This is a genomic window from Azospirillum tabaci (genome assembly GCF_014596085.1).
Classification (GTDB): domain Bacteria; phylum Pseudomonadota; class Alphaproteobacteria; order Azospirillales; family Azospirillaceae; genus Azospirillum; species Azospirillum tabaci.
Map to the genome: position 1 here is coordinate 1 of NZ_JACCJY010000044.1, position 16,131 is coordinate 16,131.

At 69.3% G+C, this 16,131-nt stretch carries 15 protein-coding genes; 8 read left to right on the forward strand and 7 right to left on the reverse strand.

What is annotated here, in order from left to right:
* Positions 1 to 160: 160 nt before the first annotated feature.
* The 5 genes from H0B54_RS27155 to H0B54_RS27175 all read right to left on the reverse strand — a co-directional run bounded on the left by H0B54_RS27155 (position 161) and on the right by H0B54_RS27175 (position 5,177).
* Positions 161 to 1,531 (reverse strand): flagellar hook-basal body complex protein, encoded by a 1,371-nt coding sequence (locus H0B54_RS27155; protein ID WP_188262922.1) that lies wholly within the window; start codon positions 1,529 to 1,531, stop codon positions 161 to 163.
* A gap of 215 nt (positions 1,532 to 1,746) precedes the next feature.
* Positions 1,747 to 2,439: a carbonic anhydrase gene (locus tag H0B54_RS27160; RefSeq protein WP_188262923.1), complete on the reverse strand. Its 693-nt coding sequence runs from the start codon at positions 2,437 to 2,439 to the stop codon at positions 1,747 to 1,749.
* A 57-nt stretch (positions 2,440 to 2,496) separates the two neighbouring features.
* Complete coding sequence (locus H0B54_RS27165; protein ID WP_188262924.1) at positions 2,497 to 3,090, reverse strand: UbiX family flavin prenyltransferase; 594 nt, start codon at positions 3,088 to 3,090, stop codon at positions 2,497 to 2,499.
* 144 nt (positions 3,091 to 3,234) lie between these two features.
* Positions 3,235 to 3,852 carry a DUF1013 domain-containing protein gene (locus H0B54_RS27170; RefSeq protein ID WP_014239918.1) on the reverse strand — a complete coding sequence of 206 codons (618 nt, stop codon included), beginning with the start codon at positions 3,850 to 3,852 and terminating at the stop codon, positions 3,235 to 3,237.
* Between the two features lie 320 nt (positions 3,853 to 4,172).
* Positions 4,173 to 5,177, reverse strand: a complete 1,005-nt coding sequence (locus tag H0B54_RS27175) for an NAD(P)H-quinone oxidoreductase (RefSeq protein WP_094306667.1) — start codon at positions 5,175 to 5,177, stop codon at positions 4,173 to 4,175.
* Positions 5,178 to 5,388: 211 nt separating this feature from the next.
* Between H0B54_RS27175 and H0B54_RS27180 the strand changes: the two genes are divergently transcribed.
* Positions 5,389 to 5,577: a DUF1192 domain-containing protein gene (locus H0B54_RS27180; RefSeq protein WP_094306666.1), complete on the forward strand. Its 189-nt coding sequence runs from the start codon at positions 5,389 to 5,391 to the stop codon at positions 5,575 to 5,577.
* A 176-nt stretch (positions 5,578 to 5,753) separates the two neighbouring features.
* On the opposite strand, the gene H0B54_RS27185 is transcribed toward H0B54_RS27180, so the two are convergent.
* Together H0B54_RS27185 and H0B54_RS27190 are read right to left on the reverse strand one after the other, a co-directional pair.
* On the reverse strand, positions 5,754 to 6,419 hold the full coding sequence (locus H0B54_RS27185; protein ID WP_246472880.1) for a DUF2189 domain-containing protein: 666 nt from the start codon (positions 6,417 to 6,419) through the stop codon (positions 5,754 to 5,756).
* A gap of 318 nt (positions 6,420 to 6,737) precedes the next feature.
* Positions 6,738 to 6,959, reverse strand: coding sequence for a DUF4169 family protein (locus H0B54_RS27190; protein WP_188262925.1), 222 nt, complete (start codon positions 6,957 to 6,959; stop codon positions 6,738 to 6,740).
* Positions 6,960 to 7,163: 204 nt separating this feature from the next.
* Here H0B54_RS27190 and H0B54_RS27195 point away from each other — a divergent pair, with 204 nt between their 5' ends.
* From H0B54_RS27195 to H0B54_RS27225, 7 genes are all read left to right on the forward strand, one after another.
* Positions 7,164 to 10,559 carry an AsmA family protein gene (locus tag H0B54_RS27195; RefSeq protein ID WP_188262926.1) on the forward strand — a complete coding sequence of 1,132 codons (3,396 nt, stop codon included), beginning with the start codon at positions 7,164 to 7,166 and terminating at the stop codon, positions 10,557 to 10,559.
* Between the two features lie 117 nt (positions 10,560 to 10,676).
* Positions 10,677 to 11,012: an accessory factor UbiK family protein gene (locus H0B54_RS27200; protein ID WP_188262927.1), complete on the forward strand. Its 336-nt coding sequence runs from the start codon at positions 10,677 to 10,679 to the stop codon at positions 11,010 to 11,012.
* 201 nt (positions 11,013 to 11,213) lie between these two features.
* A complete protein-coding gene (locus H0B54_RS27205; protein ID WP_094306661.1) occupies positions 11,214 to 11,717 on the forward strand; it encodes a type III secretion system chaperone family protein in 504 nt (167 codons plus the stop codon).
* Between the two features lie 5 nt (positions 11,718 to 11,722).
* A complete protein-coding gene (gene proC, locus H0B54_RS27210) occupies positions 11,723 to 12,550 on the forward strand; it encodes a pyrroline-5-carboxylate reductase (protein WP_188262928.1) in 828 nt (275 codons plus the stop codon).
* A 6-nt stretch (positions 12,551 to 12,556) separates the two neighbouring features.
* The gene (locus tag H0B54_RS27215) at positions 12,557 to 13,039 is read left to right on the forward strand and encodes a YbaK/EbsC family protein (RefSeq protein WP_094306659.1); all 483 of its coding nucleotides are present in this window, start codon (positions 12,557 to 12,559) and stop codon (positions 13,037 to 13,039) included.
* A gap of 151 nt (positions 13,040 to 13,190) precedes the next feature.
* Positions 13,191 to 14,846, forward strand: a complete 1,656-nt coding sequence (locus H0B54_RS27220; RefSeq protein WP_094306658.1) for an acyl-CoA synthetase — start codon at positions 13,191 to 13,193, stop codon at positions 14,844 to 14,846.
* The gene (locus H0B54_RS27225) at positions 14,843 to 16,075 is read left to right on the forward strand and encodes a GNAT family N-acetyltransferase (protein WP_343069038.1); all 1,233 of its coding nucleotides are present in this window, start codon (positions 14,843 to 14,845) and stop codon (positions 16,073 to 16,075) included. The genes H0B54_RS27220 and H0B54_RS27225 overlap by 4 nt, the downstream gene beginning before the upstream one ends.
* Positions 16,076 to 16,131: the final 56 nt, after the last annotated feature.

The following is a 16,131-nucleotide window of genomic DNA, read 5'->3' on the forward strand; positions in this document are numbered from 1 at the left end:
CCGGACTGGCGCTGGCTGCTGGGGCGGGACGACAGCCCCTGGTACCCCACCGCCCGCCTGTTCCGCCAGACGCGCGTCGGCGATTGGGCGGAGGTGGCCGGACGGGTCGCCGATGCGCTGCGGGCCATGAGCCTCGCGTCGCCGCTTCCGACGTCGCCTTTTAGGATTTCAGGGTGATCGTCGTCTGGGTCATCTCGTCGGCGGTGGACACCAGCTTGGAGGCGGCGGAGTAGGTGCGCTGCGCCTGGATCAGCGTGGTGAACTGCTCCTCGATCTTGACGTTGGAGCCCTCGACGCTGGCCGTGCTCAGCGACGCCCCAACGGTCTTCGGCGCGCTGGTGCCGGTCTCGTTGGTCAGGTTGCCGAAGGAGTTCAGGCGGATGGCGCCCGAATTGGCCGTGGTCCGGAACATGGTTCCGGATACGCTTTCCAGATCGGTCGGGTTGACCACCGTCGCATCGGGGATGCGGTAGATGTAGCGCTGCTTTCCGCCCTGGAAGTTCGCCGCGACGAAGCCGTCCGCGGTCAGTTCCGCCCCCTGATAGGTGCCGGCCCGGATGCCGTTGTTGCCCTGGACGACGCCCAGATCCATGTCCGCGATGCTGGTGATGGAATTGTTCATCTTCCCATAGGAACCGAGATCCAGCGTCGTCTGGGCGAAGTCGCCGCCGGGGTTCAGCGTCAGGGTCACCGGGGCACCGTTGGGGCCGCCGGTCAGCGTTCCGTTGCGGGCGAAGTTCAGCGTGCCGAGCGATTGCCAAGTGGTCGGGTCGTTCACGTTGCCGTTGCCCACCGGGTTGCCGTCGGCGCCGATGACGCCGGCGTTGAAGACCTGCCATGTGGACGTGCCGTCCTCCGCCTGTCCGGTCTTCACGAAGCGCAGGGACATCGCGCCGTCGGCGCCGTTCCTGTCAACCATGTTCAGAACGACGCCGGTGGTGTTCGCCGTGGTGATCTGGCCCGTCACCGGGTCCTGGTCGCGCGGCAGGTTGAGATTCAGCGACGCCTGGGTCGAGGCTTCGCGGTAGTCCTGCAGCCCGCTCAGCGAGACCGGCGTCATGCTGCTCAGGCTGCCGAACGAGCCGGTGCTGCTGGCCGGGTCGAGCTTGAAGCCCATCAGCGCCTTGCCGGCGCCGTTCACCAGACGGCCTTCCTTGTCGGGAGAGAAGTCGCCCGACCGCGTCAGGAAGACCGTATCCTCGCTTGTCTCGGTGGTCGTCGCGGTCGTGCCGGCCTGGAGGTCCATGTCCTGGACGACGAAGAAGCCATTCCCGACGATGGCCGCGTTGGTGGTGACGCCGGTCTGGGTGACCGTGCCGCCGGTGTGGTCCAGCCGCTCGAAGGCGCGCACACCGTTGCCGGGGTCCTTGTTGCCGGTGCGGTCGCCCAGCACAAAGTCGGAGAATTGGGTTTCCGACGCCTTGAAGCCGGACGTGGAGGCGTTCGCGATGTTGTTCGAAATGGTGCCCAGGGCGCGGTTCTGCGCCGTCAGCCCGAGAACGCCATTGTTGAAGATCGTGGTGATGCCCATGGTCCGGCCGCCTCATTCCCGTCGACACGCGTCCGCCGGAACGCGCCGATCAGGCATTTGCAACCGTCGTGCCAGAAGACGGGACGCTGCCGAAACATCCTCTCCGGGGTGGACGAGGGATTTGTTCGGGCCGCGGACACAGGGGGTGGGCAGAAAATTCCCAGCGGAAACGGCTCATCACCCTCCGCTGGGCAGCTTTCGCCCACCCTTTGGCCTCAATCAACCGGCTCGAACATCTTGGTCTGGGAGTTGATGGCCCACAGGTCGCCGCTGTCCAGGTCGAACCACCAGCCGTGCAGCTCCAGCGTACCCGCTTCCACCCGTTCGCGGACGAACGGGAAGGTCATCAGATTGTCCACCGACGTGCGGACGGCGGCGCGCTCGATCACGTCGGGCTTCTGCTGAAGCCGCTCGAACTCGGCCTTGCGCCGCTCGTCGTCGGTGTCCCCCTGTGCGGGCGGGATGTAGGGATCGAGCGCCGCGCTGGCGATGGACACCCAGGGCGACACGAAGTCGTTCTGGTCCGGCTCCCCCTTGCGCAGGCGGATCAGCCCCTGGATGCCGCCGCACAGGGCGTGGCCCAGCACGATGACGTGGCTGACCTGAAGCACCCGCACCGCGTACTCGATGGCCGCCGAGGTGCCGTGGTAGCTGCCGTCCGGCTGGTAGGGCGGGACGAGATTGGCGACGTTGCGGACGACGAACATCTCGCCCGGTTCGGCCTCGGTCAGCAGCGCCGGATCGACGCGGCTGTCGGAGCAGCCGATCATCAGGATCTTCGGCTTCTGCCCCTCTTCGACAAGCTGGCGCATGCTGTCGGGCCGGCGCTCGTAGTAACGGGCGCGGAAACCTTTCATCCCGGCGAGAAGCTGACGAATCGGAACGTCCTGGTCGCGGGTGTGTGGCATCGTTCTGATACCCCTCTACGGTCGGGATTTAGCGGATGCGGTATAGCCCAGGCCGGGTCATGTTTCCAGAACCTCCGCAGGCGCCGGCTCGCCCCAGCGGCGGACGATGCCCGCGTCCAGCCCGAACAGGTCGAGCGCCCGCCCCACGGCGTGGTCCACCAGATCGTCGATGGTCTGCGGGCGGCTGTAGAAGGCGGGGACCGGCGGGGCGATCACCGCGCCCATCTCGGCCAGCTGGGTCATGGTGCGCAGATGCCCGAGATGCAGCGGCGTCTCGCGCACCATCAGCACCAGCGGGCGCCGCTCCTTCAGCGTGACGTCGGCGGCGCGGGTCAGCAGGGTGGAGGTCACGCCCGTGGCGATCTCGCTCATCGTGCGGACGGAGCAGGGGGCGACGATCATCCCCATGGCGCGGAAGCTGCCGCTGGCGATGGCCGCGCCGATGTCGGCGGCGGCGTAGGACACGCCGGCCAGAGCGCGCAGCTCCGACACCTTCATGTCCGTCTCATGGGCCAGGGTGACCTCGGCGGATCGGCTGACGACGAGGTGCGATTCGACGCCGATCCGGCGCAGCACGGACAGCAGCCGGATGCCCAGGATCACGCCCGAGGCTCCGCTGATTCCGACGACAAGACGGGAGGGTGCAGTCATGCCGAAGAAGTAGCGCGCGGGCCGGGTGTCGTCCAGAGCGCGGTCTTCACGGACCGGAAACCGGGGGCGGAGGGACGGGCCGCCCCCGGGCCGCAAAAGCAAAAAGCCCCTCTCCCGCGGGGGAGAGGGGCCGGGAAAGCGGCGTCAGCGCGCCTCTTCCTGCTCCGAATAGGGCGACTCGTCGCCGTAGCCGTCTTCGCCGTCCTGGGCCTCGCGCTCCTCCTGCGACAGAGGGACGCCGCCGCGGCGGACGGCCAGTGCCAGGGCTTCCTCCAGCTCGCGCTGGGTGCACAGGCCGAGCAGCACCGGGTTGCGCGGCTTGATGTTCGGGGCATTCCAGTGCGTGCGGTCGCGCACCGCCGCGATGGTCGGCTTGGTCGTGCCGATCAGGCGGCACAGCTGGGCGTCCGACAGCTCCGGATGGTGCTTCAGCAGCCAGGCGATGGCGTCCGGCTTGTCGCCGCGCTTGGTGATCGGGGTGTAGCGCGGCCCCTTGGACCGGGCCGCCGGCAGCGGCAGGTCGGGGACCAGCAGCTTCAGGCGCAGATCCTGATTGCGCTCGCAGCGTTCGATCTCGCCCTTGGTCAACTGACCGTTGGCCACCGGGTCCAGCCCGACCATGCCGACCGCCACCTCGCCATCGGCGATGGCCTGGACCTCCAGGGAATGCAGGCCGCAGAAGGCGGCGATCTGCTCGAAGGTCAAGGATGTGTTCTCGACCAGCCAGACGGCCGTCGCTTTCGGCATCAAGGGCAGTGCCATCGTCCCTCCTGACAACTCCAACCCGACCGCACCCGCTGGCGGGTGGCGCGATCGGCCATACTTTAACCGGATGGTCCCGAGCTTCGCCCTCCATATAGGGCCGGAACCGGTCGATGTAAGCGTGCTCGGGCAGGCGGCCGGGAAAACCCGGACACCGATCCCTCTGCTAACCGTCTTGGCGCGCTTTAGCAAGCCCACCCCGCGGTCCGCAAACAAGAATGAAGCGAAAAAAATGCTTGAAAGGGAATTCCCGGCTGTGAAGCAGCGGAATTCCCTTCGCAATCCAACGGTGCGCGGTGGCGGTCGGCCACCCCGCGGGTTCACCCCACCGTCATGACGATTTTGCCGATGTGCGCGCTGGATTCCATCAGGGCGTGCGCTTCGGCCGCCTGCTCCAGCGTGAAAACCTTGTGGATCACCGGCTTGACCGTACCGCCTTCCAGAAGCGGCCAGACCTTCTCACGCAGGGCGGCGGCGATGCGGCCTTTCTCCTCGACCGAGCGGGCGCGCAGCGTGGAGCCGGTGAGGGTCAGGCGCTTGGTCATCACCGGGAACATGTTGATGGAGACCTTTGGCCCCTGGAGGAAGGCGATGGAAACGTGCCGCCCGTCCGGGGCCATGATGCCGATGTCGCGGGCGATGTAGTCGCCGCCGACCATGTCCAGCACCACGTCGACGCCGCGCCCGCCGGTCTCCTTCTGGATGACGGCGGCGAAGTCCTCGGTCTTGTAGTCGATGGCGCGGTCGGCGCCCAGCTCCTCGCAGGCGCGGCACTTCTCGGCGCTGCCGGCGGTGGTGAAGACTCGTGAGCCGAAGGCCTTGGCGAGCTGGATGGCCGTGGTGCCGATGCCGCTGGAGCCGCCATGGACCAGCAGGGTTTCGCCGGGTTTCAGCGCGCCGCGCTCGAACACGTTGGTCCAGACGGTGAAGAAGGTCTCAGGGACCGCAGCGGCCTCGACCATGCCGTAGCCCTTGGGCACGGGCAGGAGCTGCGGGGCCGGGACCACGCAATACTGGGCATAGCCGCCGCCGGCGACCAGGGCGCAGACCGCGTCGTCGGCGGCCCACTCCGTGACGCCCTCGCCGATGGCGACGACGCGCCCGGCGATCTCCAGGCCGGGCAGGTCGGAGGCGCCCGGCGGCGGGTCGTAGCGGCCCTGGCGCTGCAGCATGTCCGGACGGTTGACGCCCGCCGCCTCCACCGCCACCAGCACCTCGCCGGGACCGGGCACGGGGGCGGGGCGCTGCACGGTGCGCAGGACCTCCGGGCCGCCGGGTTGCGAAATCTCCACGCAGGTCATGCTGTCCGGCAGGGCGATGCCCATGGTGTCTTCCCCATTCCTCGTTGACGCGGCGTCCGCCGATCCGGCGCCGATCCGGTCGTCTCCAATCCAGGCGGCCGGGCCGTTTGTGTCCGCAGGCGTCCAAAGTTAGAATTCCGCACCGGCGCTGACAAGCACGCCCCGCCGGCCTTTCCGACGGGCGGGAAGCGGACGGCGCGGGGCAGGGATGCGCGGATGCGGGAGGAGAAGCCCTATGGACATCGACGATCTGGAGCCACGCAAGGCCAAGCCGGCGCTGAAGGATCTGACCGCGCTGGGCGTGGCCGAGCTGAATGACTACATCGCCGGGCTGGAGGCCGAGATCGCCCGCGCCCGCGCGGCCATCGCCGCCAAGGAGGCGCAGAAGAACGCCGCCGAAGCCTTCTTCAAAAAGCCGTCCTGAGGAGGGGGAATGATGATTTTCCCTCTCCCGCCCCGGGAGAGGGAAGGGGCCCGCGCACCGCGCGGGAAGGGTGAGGGTGCCGGCAACGGGCTGTCATATGATCCTGGCCTTACCCTCACCCGGCCCTTCGGGCCACCCTCTCCCGGGACGGGAGAGGGGTTTAAGGCCATGAAATCTCAATCCGCGCCGACCAGATCGCGGTAGCAGTGCCAGGAGGCGTGGCCGATCAGCGGCAGCGCCAGCGCCAGGCCGAGGAAACCGGTGACCATCCCTGCCGCCGTGAACAGAACGATCAGGAAGGCCCAGCCGGCCATGGTGCGAAGATTCTCGCGCAGCACGGCGACGCTGGTCGCCATGGCGGTGAAGCTGTCGGTCTCGCGGTCCAGCAGCATCGGGATCGACACCACGCTGATGGCGAAGACCGCCGTGGCGATGACGCCGCCGACGATGGTGCCGGTCAGCAGGAACGGGATCGTCTGCGCCGAGAAGAAGATGCGGTCGACGAGCTGGTCGAAGGCCGGCGGCTCGGTCGCGAAGAACAGCGCGAACAACAGGAAGGCGATGCGGATCCAGGCCAGCATCGCCAGCATCAGCGCCAGCCCGATCCCGGCGATCTGCACGCCGTTGCGGCGGTAGGCACCGGCGACCTTCATCAGGGTCGGCGTTTCCCCACGCTCCAGCAGGCGGCTGGTCTCGTAAAGCCCGACGGCGAACACCGGCCCCAGCAGCATGAAGCCGGCCGCCATCGGCAGAACCAGATACTGCATGTCCTGCATCGACAGCACCGCCACCAGCGCGAGGCTGGACAGGACCGCCAGCAGGCCGTAGGCGGCGCTGATCATGGGGCTGGCGCACATGTCGCGCCAAGCGGCGCTCAGCCATACCCAGGGGCGGTCGACGTCGACTCTGCGGATTCGCGGAAGATAGGGTGCCGGCTTGTGGAATTCGGAGGGTTCCTTGCGCCGGACCGGCCGATGGAATTGGGACGCACCGCGGTGAGACGACATGTCGACCATGATGATGGTCCTCCCCTTTGCCCATTGCGCCTCTCGTGAGGGGAACTGTAGCAAAGCGGTCCGCAGCGATCCAGATTGTCTTATGGACGAATTGTTAGAGTACCGAATTGTCACAAAAGCGATACCAAAGCACGGGCTTGGCCGTCACTCGTCAACCGTGTTGCCATCAACCTTCCGGCCATCAACCGCCTTGCCCTCGACCCTCTTCCCGTCGAGATCCGCCCTGCGGCGCTCGGCCTCCTGGCGGTCGCGCAGCTTCTCGGCCTTGGTGCGGCCGAAGCGGACCCGGTTCTCGTCGGCGGTTTTTTCGCGCTCTTCCTTCTGGCGCATCTTCCGGAAGCGGTTCAGGTTCACGACATCGGCCATGGGCGCATCTCCGGAGGGCGGGGCATTTCGTCCTTTGATCAACTCGGCCGTTGGAATGCCCAAATTGCTTGTTCTCTTTCGGGACGATAGTTTAGCGAAACCCCGTGCCACCCGGAAGACCGGAGCGGGCGCCAGCGGTTCTCGCGGCTTGTGGCGGAAACACGGCGACTCAACAGCCGAACGGTGGGGAAGGCGGGTCAACCGGTGAAGAGATTCCTGATCGCTGCTCTGATACTCGTCGGTCTGCTGGTGGCCGCGGTGCTGGTCGTGCCCAGCGTCGTCGATTGGAACGCCTACAAGGCCCAGATCGCGGAGCGGGTCTCCGCCGCCACGGGGCGCGAGGTGGAGCTGAGGGGCGACATCGGCCTGTCGCTGCTGCCCGCCCCGGCGCTGACGGTGCGCGACGCGCGTCTGGCCAACGCGCCCGGCGGGTCGGAGCAGGACATGGCCCGCCTGAAGGAGCTGGACGTCCGCGTGGCGCTCGGCCCGCTGCTCAGCGGCCACATCCAGGTGCAGAGCATCCGCCTGATCGATCCCACCTTCCTGTTCGAAACGCTGCCCGACGGGCGCTTCAACTGGGATCTGTCCGGCGCCGGGCGTTCGACCGGCACCGAGCGGAGCGCGTCCGGCGACGGGCTGGCCTCGGCGGTCAGCTTCGATCAGGTGACGGTGCAGAACGGCACCATCCAGTACCGCGACACCCGCACCGGTCAATCCGAGGTGATCGACCAGATCGACGCGCGGATCGTCGCCGGCAGCTTCACCGGGCCGTTCCAGGGGCAGGGCAGTTTCCGGGCGCGCGGCGTGCCGCTGCGCGGCGAGATGTTCGTCAGCCGCCTGATCGACGGCGCCGCCGTCCAAGTCCGGGCGGCGCTGTCGATGGCCGACACCGACGCCACGCTGCGCTTCGCCGGGATCGTGACCAACCCGCCGGGCAGCGGCGGGTCGCGCGCTCAGGGCGACCTGCGCGCCGAAGGCAGCGACCTGTCCCGCGTGCTGGCTCTGGTCCGCAACGGTTCGGCGGCTGGCGAGGACAGGAAGGCGAACGCGCTGCTCGCCCAATCCTTCGGCATCCGCACGGCGGTCGAGGCGTCCCCGACCGCGGCGAGCTTCACCAATCTGGAGGCGCAGCTCGGCGACACGCGCGCCACCGGGACGGCGACCCTGCGCAGCGGCACGCCGGCGCGGGCGGAGCTGACCCTCGCCCTGAACCGACTCGACCTCGACGCCTGGCTGGACCGTGCGCGGTCGGGCGGCGGCTCGGACGCCGCCCGCAATGGAAATGCGGTCAAGAACGCGCCGCCCAACGCTCCATCCGGGGGCGCCTCAACCGGCGGCGCTGCCCAGCCGGGGGGATTCGCTCTGCCGGACGCGCTGGACGCCAAGCTCGACCTGGCGGTGGACGGCATCACCTACAACGGCGGCGTGATCCGCCAGGGGCGGGTTGAGGCCAGCCTGACCGGCGGCACGCTGAACATCGACCGCGTCAGCGCGCTGTTGCCCGGCGGATCCGACATCGTGGCGGCGGGGGAATTGGCGGCGGCCAACGGCCAGCCGAACCTCAATCTGCGGATGGAGGCGAACGCCGACAATCTGCGCGCCCTGCTGGAATGGCTGCGGGTGGACGTCCACGCCGTGCCGGCGGACCGCCTGCGCCGGGCGTCCGTCGCCGCGCAGCTGCAGGGGAAGCCCGGACGGCTGGACGTCAGCGGGCTGGATCTGCGGGTGGACGCCAGCCGCCTGACCGGCGCCATCGCCTATGTGGACCGTGGCCGGCCCGCCTTCGGGGCGCGGCTCGACCTCGACCGGCTGAATCTTGACGCCTATCTGCCCCCTCCGGGCGGCGGCGCGGCGCCCCAAGTCGCCCCCGCCGCCAACGGAGCCGCCGCACCGGCGGGCGGCCGCCACGGGAGGTCCTCCGGGGGGTCGGCGGTGGCCCCGGCCCCGCTGCTGGCCGGCGTGGACGCGAACCTGGAACTCTCGGTCGGGCAATTGACCGTGCGCAACACGCCGGTGCAGGGGCTGCGGCTGGACGCCACCGCTGCGGGCGGTGCCCTGTCGATCAAGGAAGCGACGGTGCAGGACGCCGCCGGGGTGAAGCTCCGCCTGGACGGGCAGATCGCCGGGCTGGAGCCGCTGCGCGGCGCGCATCTGGCGCTGAACGCCGAGGCTCCCAGCCTGGAAGGGGTGGCGCGCGCGGTTCCCTGGCCGGAAGGCGCCCCCGCGCCGGAGCGGCTGGGTGCGGTGAAGGCGCAGGCCCGCCTGTCGGGCGACGCCGAGCGTCTTGCGGTCGAGCTGGGCATCGATGCGGCCGAAGCCACTCTGGAGGCGGGCGGCACGCTGTCGAACGTCGAGAAGGACCCCTCCGCCGACCTCAAGCTGCGCGCCAAGCATCCGGAACTGGCCCGGCTGGCCAGCCTGTTCGCCGATGATGCCGTGTCGGGCTCCTACGGCCCGATGGACCTTTATACAGAGCTGGCGGGGACGCGGAAGGCCTTCACGCTCGGCAACATCCAGGGCGTGCTGGCCGGCGTCGCCGTCAAGGGCAAGGCGAGCGCAGACCTGAACGGGAGCAAGCCGCGGGTGGAGGCCGACCTGCAGACCGGTGACCTGGAGCTGGACCGGCTGGCGGCGCTCCCCGCGGCGGCCTCCCGTCCCGCGGGCGCCTCCTCCCCGGCGGCCGAGGCTTCACCGGGCGCGCCCGCCGCCGGCACGGCGGATTTCGGCTGGCTGCGCCGCTTCGACGGGCGCTTCGCGCTGACCTCCTCCGCGCTCGTCAAAGGCGCTACGCGGATCGAGAAGCCGGCCTTGCGCGCCACCGTGACGAACGGCGTGCTGACGGTGGAGCGGTTCGACGGCGGCCTGATGGGCGGCCAACTCGGCGCCACCGGCCGGCTCGCCGCGCCGGGCAACCAGACGCCGTCCGCCGAGGCCACCGTCACCCTGTCCAAGGCCAAGCTGGCCGAGGCGGTGGGCGGCGGTCTGGGTGGCGGAGCGCTGGAGATCACCGGGGGTGTGCTGGACGCCGAGGCCAATCTGACGACCAGCGGGGCCGGCGGCGACGCCATGTTGAAGGCTCTGGCCGGCCAGGGCCGTATCAGCGCCCGCGACGGCCTGCTGCGCGGCTTCGACCTGGGCGCCCTGCGCGACCGGCTGACCAAGCTGGAGCGACCGCAGGAGCTGCTGGGCGCGGTGATGGGCGGACTTCAGGGCGGGGAGACCCGCTTCGCCCGGCTGGATGGCAGCTTCGCCATCGACAAGGGCGTGGCGCGCACGGAGGACACGCGCCTGACCTCCGAACTGGGTGAGGCGGTGGCGGCGGGGCAGGTCAATCTGCCGGCGCAGACCATCGACATGCGCGTCCGCCTGACCGTGCAGTCCGACCAGTCGTTGCCGCCGCTGACCGTGCGCATGACCGGCGCGCTCGACAAGCCCACCCGTTCCTTCGAGATGCAGGAGGTGCAGGAGTATTTCGCCCGCCGCGCTGCCGAGGGGCTGCTGAACAAGGTGGTGCCGAAGGATCTGCCGATTCCCGGTGGCGGGAACGCGCCGAAGCCGGACGCGCTGTTGAAGGGGCTGATCGACGGATTGCGGCGTTGAGGGTGGGGCGCGCGTGACGCATTGCGTCCAAGCCCCGTGACGCATTGCGTCCAAGCCCGTTGAAGTTCCGTGGGGCGGGTCCCATAATGCGGCAGACAAGAAGCGGATTTTGAGTCGATGCAGGTGGACAATAAGATTCTGGACGATCTGGCCCGCGTTGCGGGCGGTGCGCTCGGCGCGCTGTCGTCCCTGCGTGAGGAAGCTGAGGCGCAGATGCGCCAGCAGTTCGAGCGCGTCCTGTCGCGCATGGACGTGGTGAGCCGCGAAGAGCACGAGGCCGTCCGCGCCATGGCCGCCAAGGCCCGCGAGGAGCAGGAGGCCATGGCCGAGCGGCTCGCCGCGCTGGAGGCCACGGTCGCGGCCCTCAAGGCCGCGCGCGAGCCGAAGCCGGAAGCGGGCGCTTCTCCCCCCGCGGTCGGTCCCATCGCCGGAGGAGGCGTCGGACCGGTCTGATCCGGTCCCCGCCACGACACCAATCCTTCACGGATGCACCGCCGAAAACCAGTTGCGCCGGCCAAACCCTTTTGGCACGGTGCATTCGGTGGTATTCATCCGTCTGCCAGCCACAACATCTCGGGGCTTCCCCTTCTTGCGCGAAGGCGGACCGGCACCGGGGCGGTTCCGTCCACCGCGCCTTTACAGGAGGACGCCGACATGTCGGCTGTTGCCGTCGACACCCCCTCATCCGCGCACAATCCCCTGGACATCGTCGAGGAGATCGTCACCGCCAACGAATGGCCCTTCGAGCGGGCCGGCGAGGACGAGCTGATCGTCGAGATCGGCGGGCGCTGGTGCGATTACCGGCTCTACTTCGTCTGGCAGTCCGACGTCAGCGCGATGCAGTTCTCCTGCCAGTTCGACATGAAGGTTCCGGCGGCGCGCCGGTCCTCCGTCAACGATCTGCTGGCTGAGGTGAACGCGCGCATGTGGCTGGGCCATTTCGACGTTTGCGCCGAGGAGCACACCCCGATGTTCCGCCAGACCATGCTGCTGCGCGGCTCGCGCGGCGCGACGGTGGAGCAGCTCGAGGACCTCGTCGAGATCGCCCTGTCGGAGTGCGAGCGCTTCTACCCCGCCTTCCAGTTTGTGATCTGGGGCGGCAAGTCGGCGGCCGAGGCGGTGTCCGCCGCCATCCTCGACACCGCCGGGGAGGCGTGACCGTCATGGCGCAGGGTGGAACGCAGGGTTGCTCGTTGCTTCTGGCCGGCTGCGGCAAGATGGGCGGCGCGATGCTCGACGGCTGGCTGAAGGCCGGCATCGCGTCCAGCGTCGCCGTGGTCGAGCCGTCCGGCCTGCCAGAGTCGCTGCGCGGCAACCCCGCCGTCGTCCTGGCGAGCGGTCCGGACGCCTTGCCCGCCGGCTTTGCGCCGGATGTCGTCGTTCTGGCCGTGAAGCCGCAGGTGATGGACTCGGTCCTCCCGGCTTATCGGACGTTGGTCCGTCCGGGCACGGTGTTCCTGTCCGTTGCCGCCGGCAAGACCATCGCCTCCTTCGAAGCGGCGCTGGGAGAGGGGGCGGCCATCGTCCGCTCGATGCCCAACACGCCCGCCGCCATCGGCCGCGGCATGACCGTCGCCGTCGGCAACCCGATGGTGACCGAGGCGCAGAAGACGCTGTGCGAGTCGCTGCTGCGCGCGGTCGGCGACGTGGCCTGGGTGGAGGACGAGTCGCTTCTCGACCCGGTGACCGCCGTCTCGGGCAGCGGCCCGGCCTACGTCTTCCTGATGGTCGAGGCGATGGCGAAGGCCGGCGAGGCCGCCGGGCTGCCCGCCGAGCTTGCCATGCGTCTGGCGCGGGCCACCGTTGCGGGGGCGGGCGAGCTGCTTCACCAGTCCCCAACCGCCGCCGCCGACCTGCGCAAGGCGGTGACCAGCCCCAACGGCACGACCCAGGCGGCCCTCGACGTGCTGATGGCCGGGGATGGGATGCAGCCGCTGTTCGACCGCGCCGTCGCCGCCGCCGCGAACCGCTCCCGCGAACTGGCGAAGTAAGGCGTCATGGCGGCCCTCAGCCCCTCCGCCCAACGGGTGCAGGCCTTGCTGGACGGTTTCGGCCACGGCCACAGCGTGGTCGAGCATGAGGGCAGCACCCGCACGTCGGAGGACGCCGCGAACGCCGTCGGCTGCGCCGTGGCGCAAATCGCCAAATCCTTGATTTTCCGTGCGAAGGACAGCGGCCGTCCGGTGCTGGTGGTGGCCAGCGGGGCCAACCGGGTGGACGAGAAGGCGGTGGGCCGTCTGATCGGCGAGAAGATCGAACGGGCCGATCCGGATTTCGTCCGCGAGGCCACCGGCTTCGCCATCGGCGGGGTGCCGCCCATTGGTCACGCCGTGCCGCCGCTCGTCCTGATCGACGCCGACCTGATGGCCCTCGACGCCATCTGGGCCGCCGCCGGCACCCCCAACGCCGTCTTCCGCCTGACCCCGGCGCAGCTCGTCGCCATCACCGGCGGGCGGGTCGAAGCCGTTCGCAAGGGCTGACCGCCCGATGGCCGAGCCGGTCAAGCGGGCAGGATGCCGCAGCGCGGCATGACCGCGCATCGCCCGGCCACCCCTCTTCCAAGCCTCTGGATTCTCTGGCAAGACTCTTCCCAACGAGTTCTTGAACAGAGACGCATCAGGGAGGCCCCCCGTGACTGACGCCCGGCACAACCCGTACGAGACCGACCTCGACCAGAACGCCGCCAACACGGTGCCGCTGTCGCCGCTCTCGTTCCTGCGCCGCACCGCCGCCGTCTATCCGCAGCGCATCGCCGTGATCCACGGCCCGGTCCGCCGCACCTGGGCGGAAACCTACGAGCGCTGCGTGCGCCTCGCCTCGGCGCTGGCGAAGCGCGGCATCGGGCTGGGTGACACGGTCGCGGTGATGGCCCCCAACACGCCGGAATCCTTCGAGGCGCATTTCGGCGTGCCGATGACCGGCGCGGTCCTCAACGCCCTGAACATCCGCCTGGACGCCGAGGCGCTGGCCTTCATCCTGGAGCATGGCGAGGCGAAGGTGCTGCTGACCGACCGGGAGTTCTCCGGCGTCATCTCCAAGGCCGTCCACATGCTGGAGCCGAAGCGCCGCCCCATCGTCATCGACATCGACGACCCGCAGGCCAAGGGCGGCGAACTGATCGGGGAGCAGACCTACGAGCAGTTCCTGGAAACCGGCGACCCGGCCTATGAGTGGCCGATGCCGGCCGACGAATGGCAGGCCATCGCGCTGAACTACACCAGCGGCACCACCGGCAACCCCAAGGGCGTCGTCTACCACCACCGCGGCGCCTACCTGAACGCCATGGGCAACGTGCTGACCTGGGCGATGCCGCACCACCCGGTCTATCTGTGGACGCTGCCGATGTTCCACTGCAACGGCTGGTGCTTCCCCTGGACGGTCACCGCCATGGCCGGCACCAACGTCTGCGTCCGCACCATCACCGCCAAGGGCATCTACGACGCGCTGGCCGACCTCGGCGTCACCCACATGTGCGGCGCGCCCATCATCATGGGCCTGATCGTCAACGCGCCGGAGGACCAGAAGCGGGAGATCCCGACCGGCGTGAAGATGATGACCGCCGGTGCCGCTCCGCCCGCCGCGGTGATCGAAAAGATCGAGCGGCTGGGCTTCGACGTCACCCATGTCTACGGCCTGACCGAGGTCTACGGACCGGTCACCATCTGCGCCTGGCACGAGCACTGGAACGACCTGCCGCTGGAGGAGCGCGCGGCGCTGAAGGCGCGACAGGGCGTGAACTACGCCACGCTGGAAGGGCTGATGGTCGCCGATCCCAACACGCTCCAGCCGACCCGCAAGGACGGCGTGACGATGGGCGAGATCTTCATGCGCGGCAACACCGTCATGAAGGGCTATCTGAAGAACCCAAGGGCCACGCAGGAGGCCTTCTCCGGCGGCTGGTTCCACACCGGCGACCTCGGCGTCTGGCATCCGGACGGCTACATCGAGCTGAAGGACCGGTCCAAGGACATCATCATCTCCGGCGGCGAGAACATCTCGACCATCGAGGTCGAATCGGTGCTCTACAAGCATCCGGACATCGTCGAGGCCGCCGTGGTCGCCCGTCCGGACGAGAAGTGGGGCGAGACGCCTTGCGCCTTCGTCACCGTGAAGGAGGGCAAGCAGCTGACCGAGGCGGAGGTGATCGCCTATTGCCGTGAGCATCTGGCCCACTTCAAGTGCCCGCGCACCGTCGTCTTCACCGCCCTGCCGAAGACCTCGACCGGCAAGATCCAGAAGTACGTGCTGCGCGATCAGGCCCGCGCGCTGAACGGGGCGAAGGCGTGACCGCTGTGACCGGGGGCTTCGGCCCCCTTCTGCCCGAGGAGCGGGCGGACGCCGCGGCCCTGGTCCGCCAGGGCTTCGGTATTCCCCGTGAGTATTTCGACCGGTCGGTGGAGCTGTTCGGTCCGGACGTGATGCGCGGCCTGCGCGCCGGTCCGGAGACGGGCCACGCCGGTCGGCTCGTCGCCTGCGCCGCCGTCTGGCCGATGGACCAATGGTTCGGCGGGCGCCCCGTGCCGTCCTGCGGCGTGGCGGCGGTCGCCGTCGATCCGGCGGAGCGCGGGCGCGGCTACGGCACCGCGCTGATGCGCGGTCTGCTGGAGGAGGCGCGGGCCGGAGGGGCCGCGCTGTCGGTGCTCTACCCGGCGACTCTTCCCGTCTACACCCGCCTGGGTTTCGGGCGGGGCGGGGTGTCTTTCGACTGGAGCGCGCCGCCGGCTGCCTTGTCCGCCGGGCCGCCGCCGACTGACGGATGGGTTCGCCGCGCCGACGCCAGCGACGCCAGCCCCCTTGCGGCGCTACGCCGCACCCTGCTCACCACCACAAACGGTCTGGTGGAGCGCAATGAGGGGTTGTGGAGCTTCGCCCTCTGCCCGGACGGCGCCCCGTCCGACGTTTACACTTTGGGTGGTGCGGGCGGGCCGGAAGGGTACATCGCGGTGGTTCCGCCGGCCGATCGGAAACTGACTGTTGCGGATCTCTGCCTTCTCAGCCCGCGGGCGGTGCGGCTGGCGCAGAGCTTCCTGGCCGGCTACCGGGCGCAGGTCGACCGCGTGTCCTGGCGCGGCGGACCCGACGACGCGCTGGTTTTGCTGGCGCCGGAGCGTGGGGTGCGTGTCGACGCGTGCGACGACTGGTTGCTGCGCATTCTCGACCTGCCGCGCGCTCTGGAAAGCCGGGGGTACCCACCTGGAGTTTCGGGCGAACTGGTGCTGGACGTGTCAGACGCGCTGATTCCGGAGAATTCCGGCTGCTTCCGGTTGCGCCTGTGCGGCGGGACAGCCTCCGTGCGCTCCCTGCCGAGGGGGCCGGACAGCGCTCCAAAGGCGGGTGGGAGGACAGATGAGGCGGTTCTGTCGCTGTCCATCGCCGCTCTCGCCAGCCTCTACAGCGGGCATAAGGGGCCTCACGCTCTCCGCCAGGTTGGTCTCTTGCGGGGTGGGGAAGACGCGGTGGCGTTGGCGGCGCTGTTTTTCTCGGGACCGACGCCATGGATGCCGGACCGGTTCTGAAGCGGTGTTACCAGTAGAGTTTATCAAACCAGAAATTAACCCTTTCTGATGTATCC

Coding starts and splice junctions, on each gene's coding strand:
- proC (WP_188262928.1), top strand. CDS start 11,723: ATGGCGCAGGGTGGAACGCAGGGTTGCTCGTTGCTTCTGGCCGGCTGC.
- H0B54_RS27185 (WP_246472880.1), bottom strand. CDS start 6,419: ATGATCAGCGCCGCCTACGGCCTGCTGGCGGTCCTGTCCAGCCTCGCG.
- H0B54_RS27215 (WP_094306659.1), top strand. CDS start 12,557: ATGGCGGCCCTCAGCCCCTCCGCCCAACGGGTGCAGGCCTTGCTGGAC.
- H0B54_RS27155 (WP_188262922.1), bottom strand. CDS start 1,531: ATGGGCATCACCACGATCTTCAACAATGGCGTTCTCGGGCTGACGGCG.
- H0B54_RS27190 (WP_188262925.1), bottom strand. CDS start 6,959: ATGGCCGATGTCGTGAACCTGAACCGCTTCCGGAAGATGCGCCAGAAG.
- H0B54_RS27170 (WP_014239918.1), bottom strand. CDS start 3,852: ATGGCACTGCCCTTGATGCCGAAAGCGACGGCCGTCTGGCTGGTCGAG.
- H0B54_RS27165 (WP_188262924.1), bottom strand. CDS start 3,090: ATGACTGCACCCTCCCGTCTTGTCGTCGGAATCAGCGGAGCCTCGGGC.
- H0B54_RS27205 (WP_094306661.1), top strand. CDS start 11,214: ATGTCGGCTGTTGCCGTCGACACCCCCTCATCCGCGCACAATCCCCTG.
- H0B54_RS27200 (WP_188262927.1), top strand. CDS start 10,677: ATGCAGGTGGACAATAAGATTCTGGACGATCTGGCCCGCGTTGCGGGC.
- H0B54_RS27175 (WP_094306667.1), bottom strand. CDS start 5,177: ATGGGCATCGCCCTGCCGGACAGCATGACCTGCGTGGAGATTTCGCAA.
- H0B54_RS27160 (WP_188262923.1), bottom strand. CDS start 2,439: ATGCCACACACCCGCGACCAGGACGTTCCGATTCGTCAGCTTCTCGCC.
- H0B54_RS27180 (WP_094306666.1), top strand. CDS start 5,389: ATGGACATCGACGATCTGGAGCCACGCAAGGCCAAGCCGGCGCTGAAG.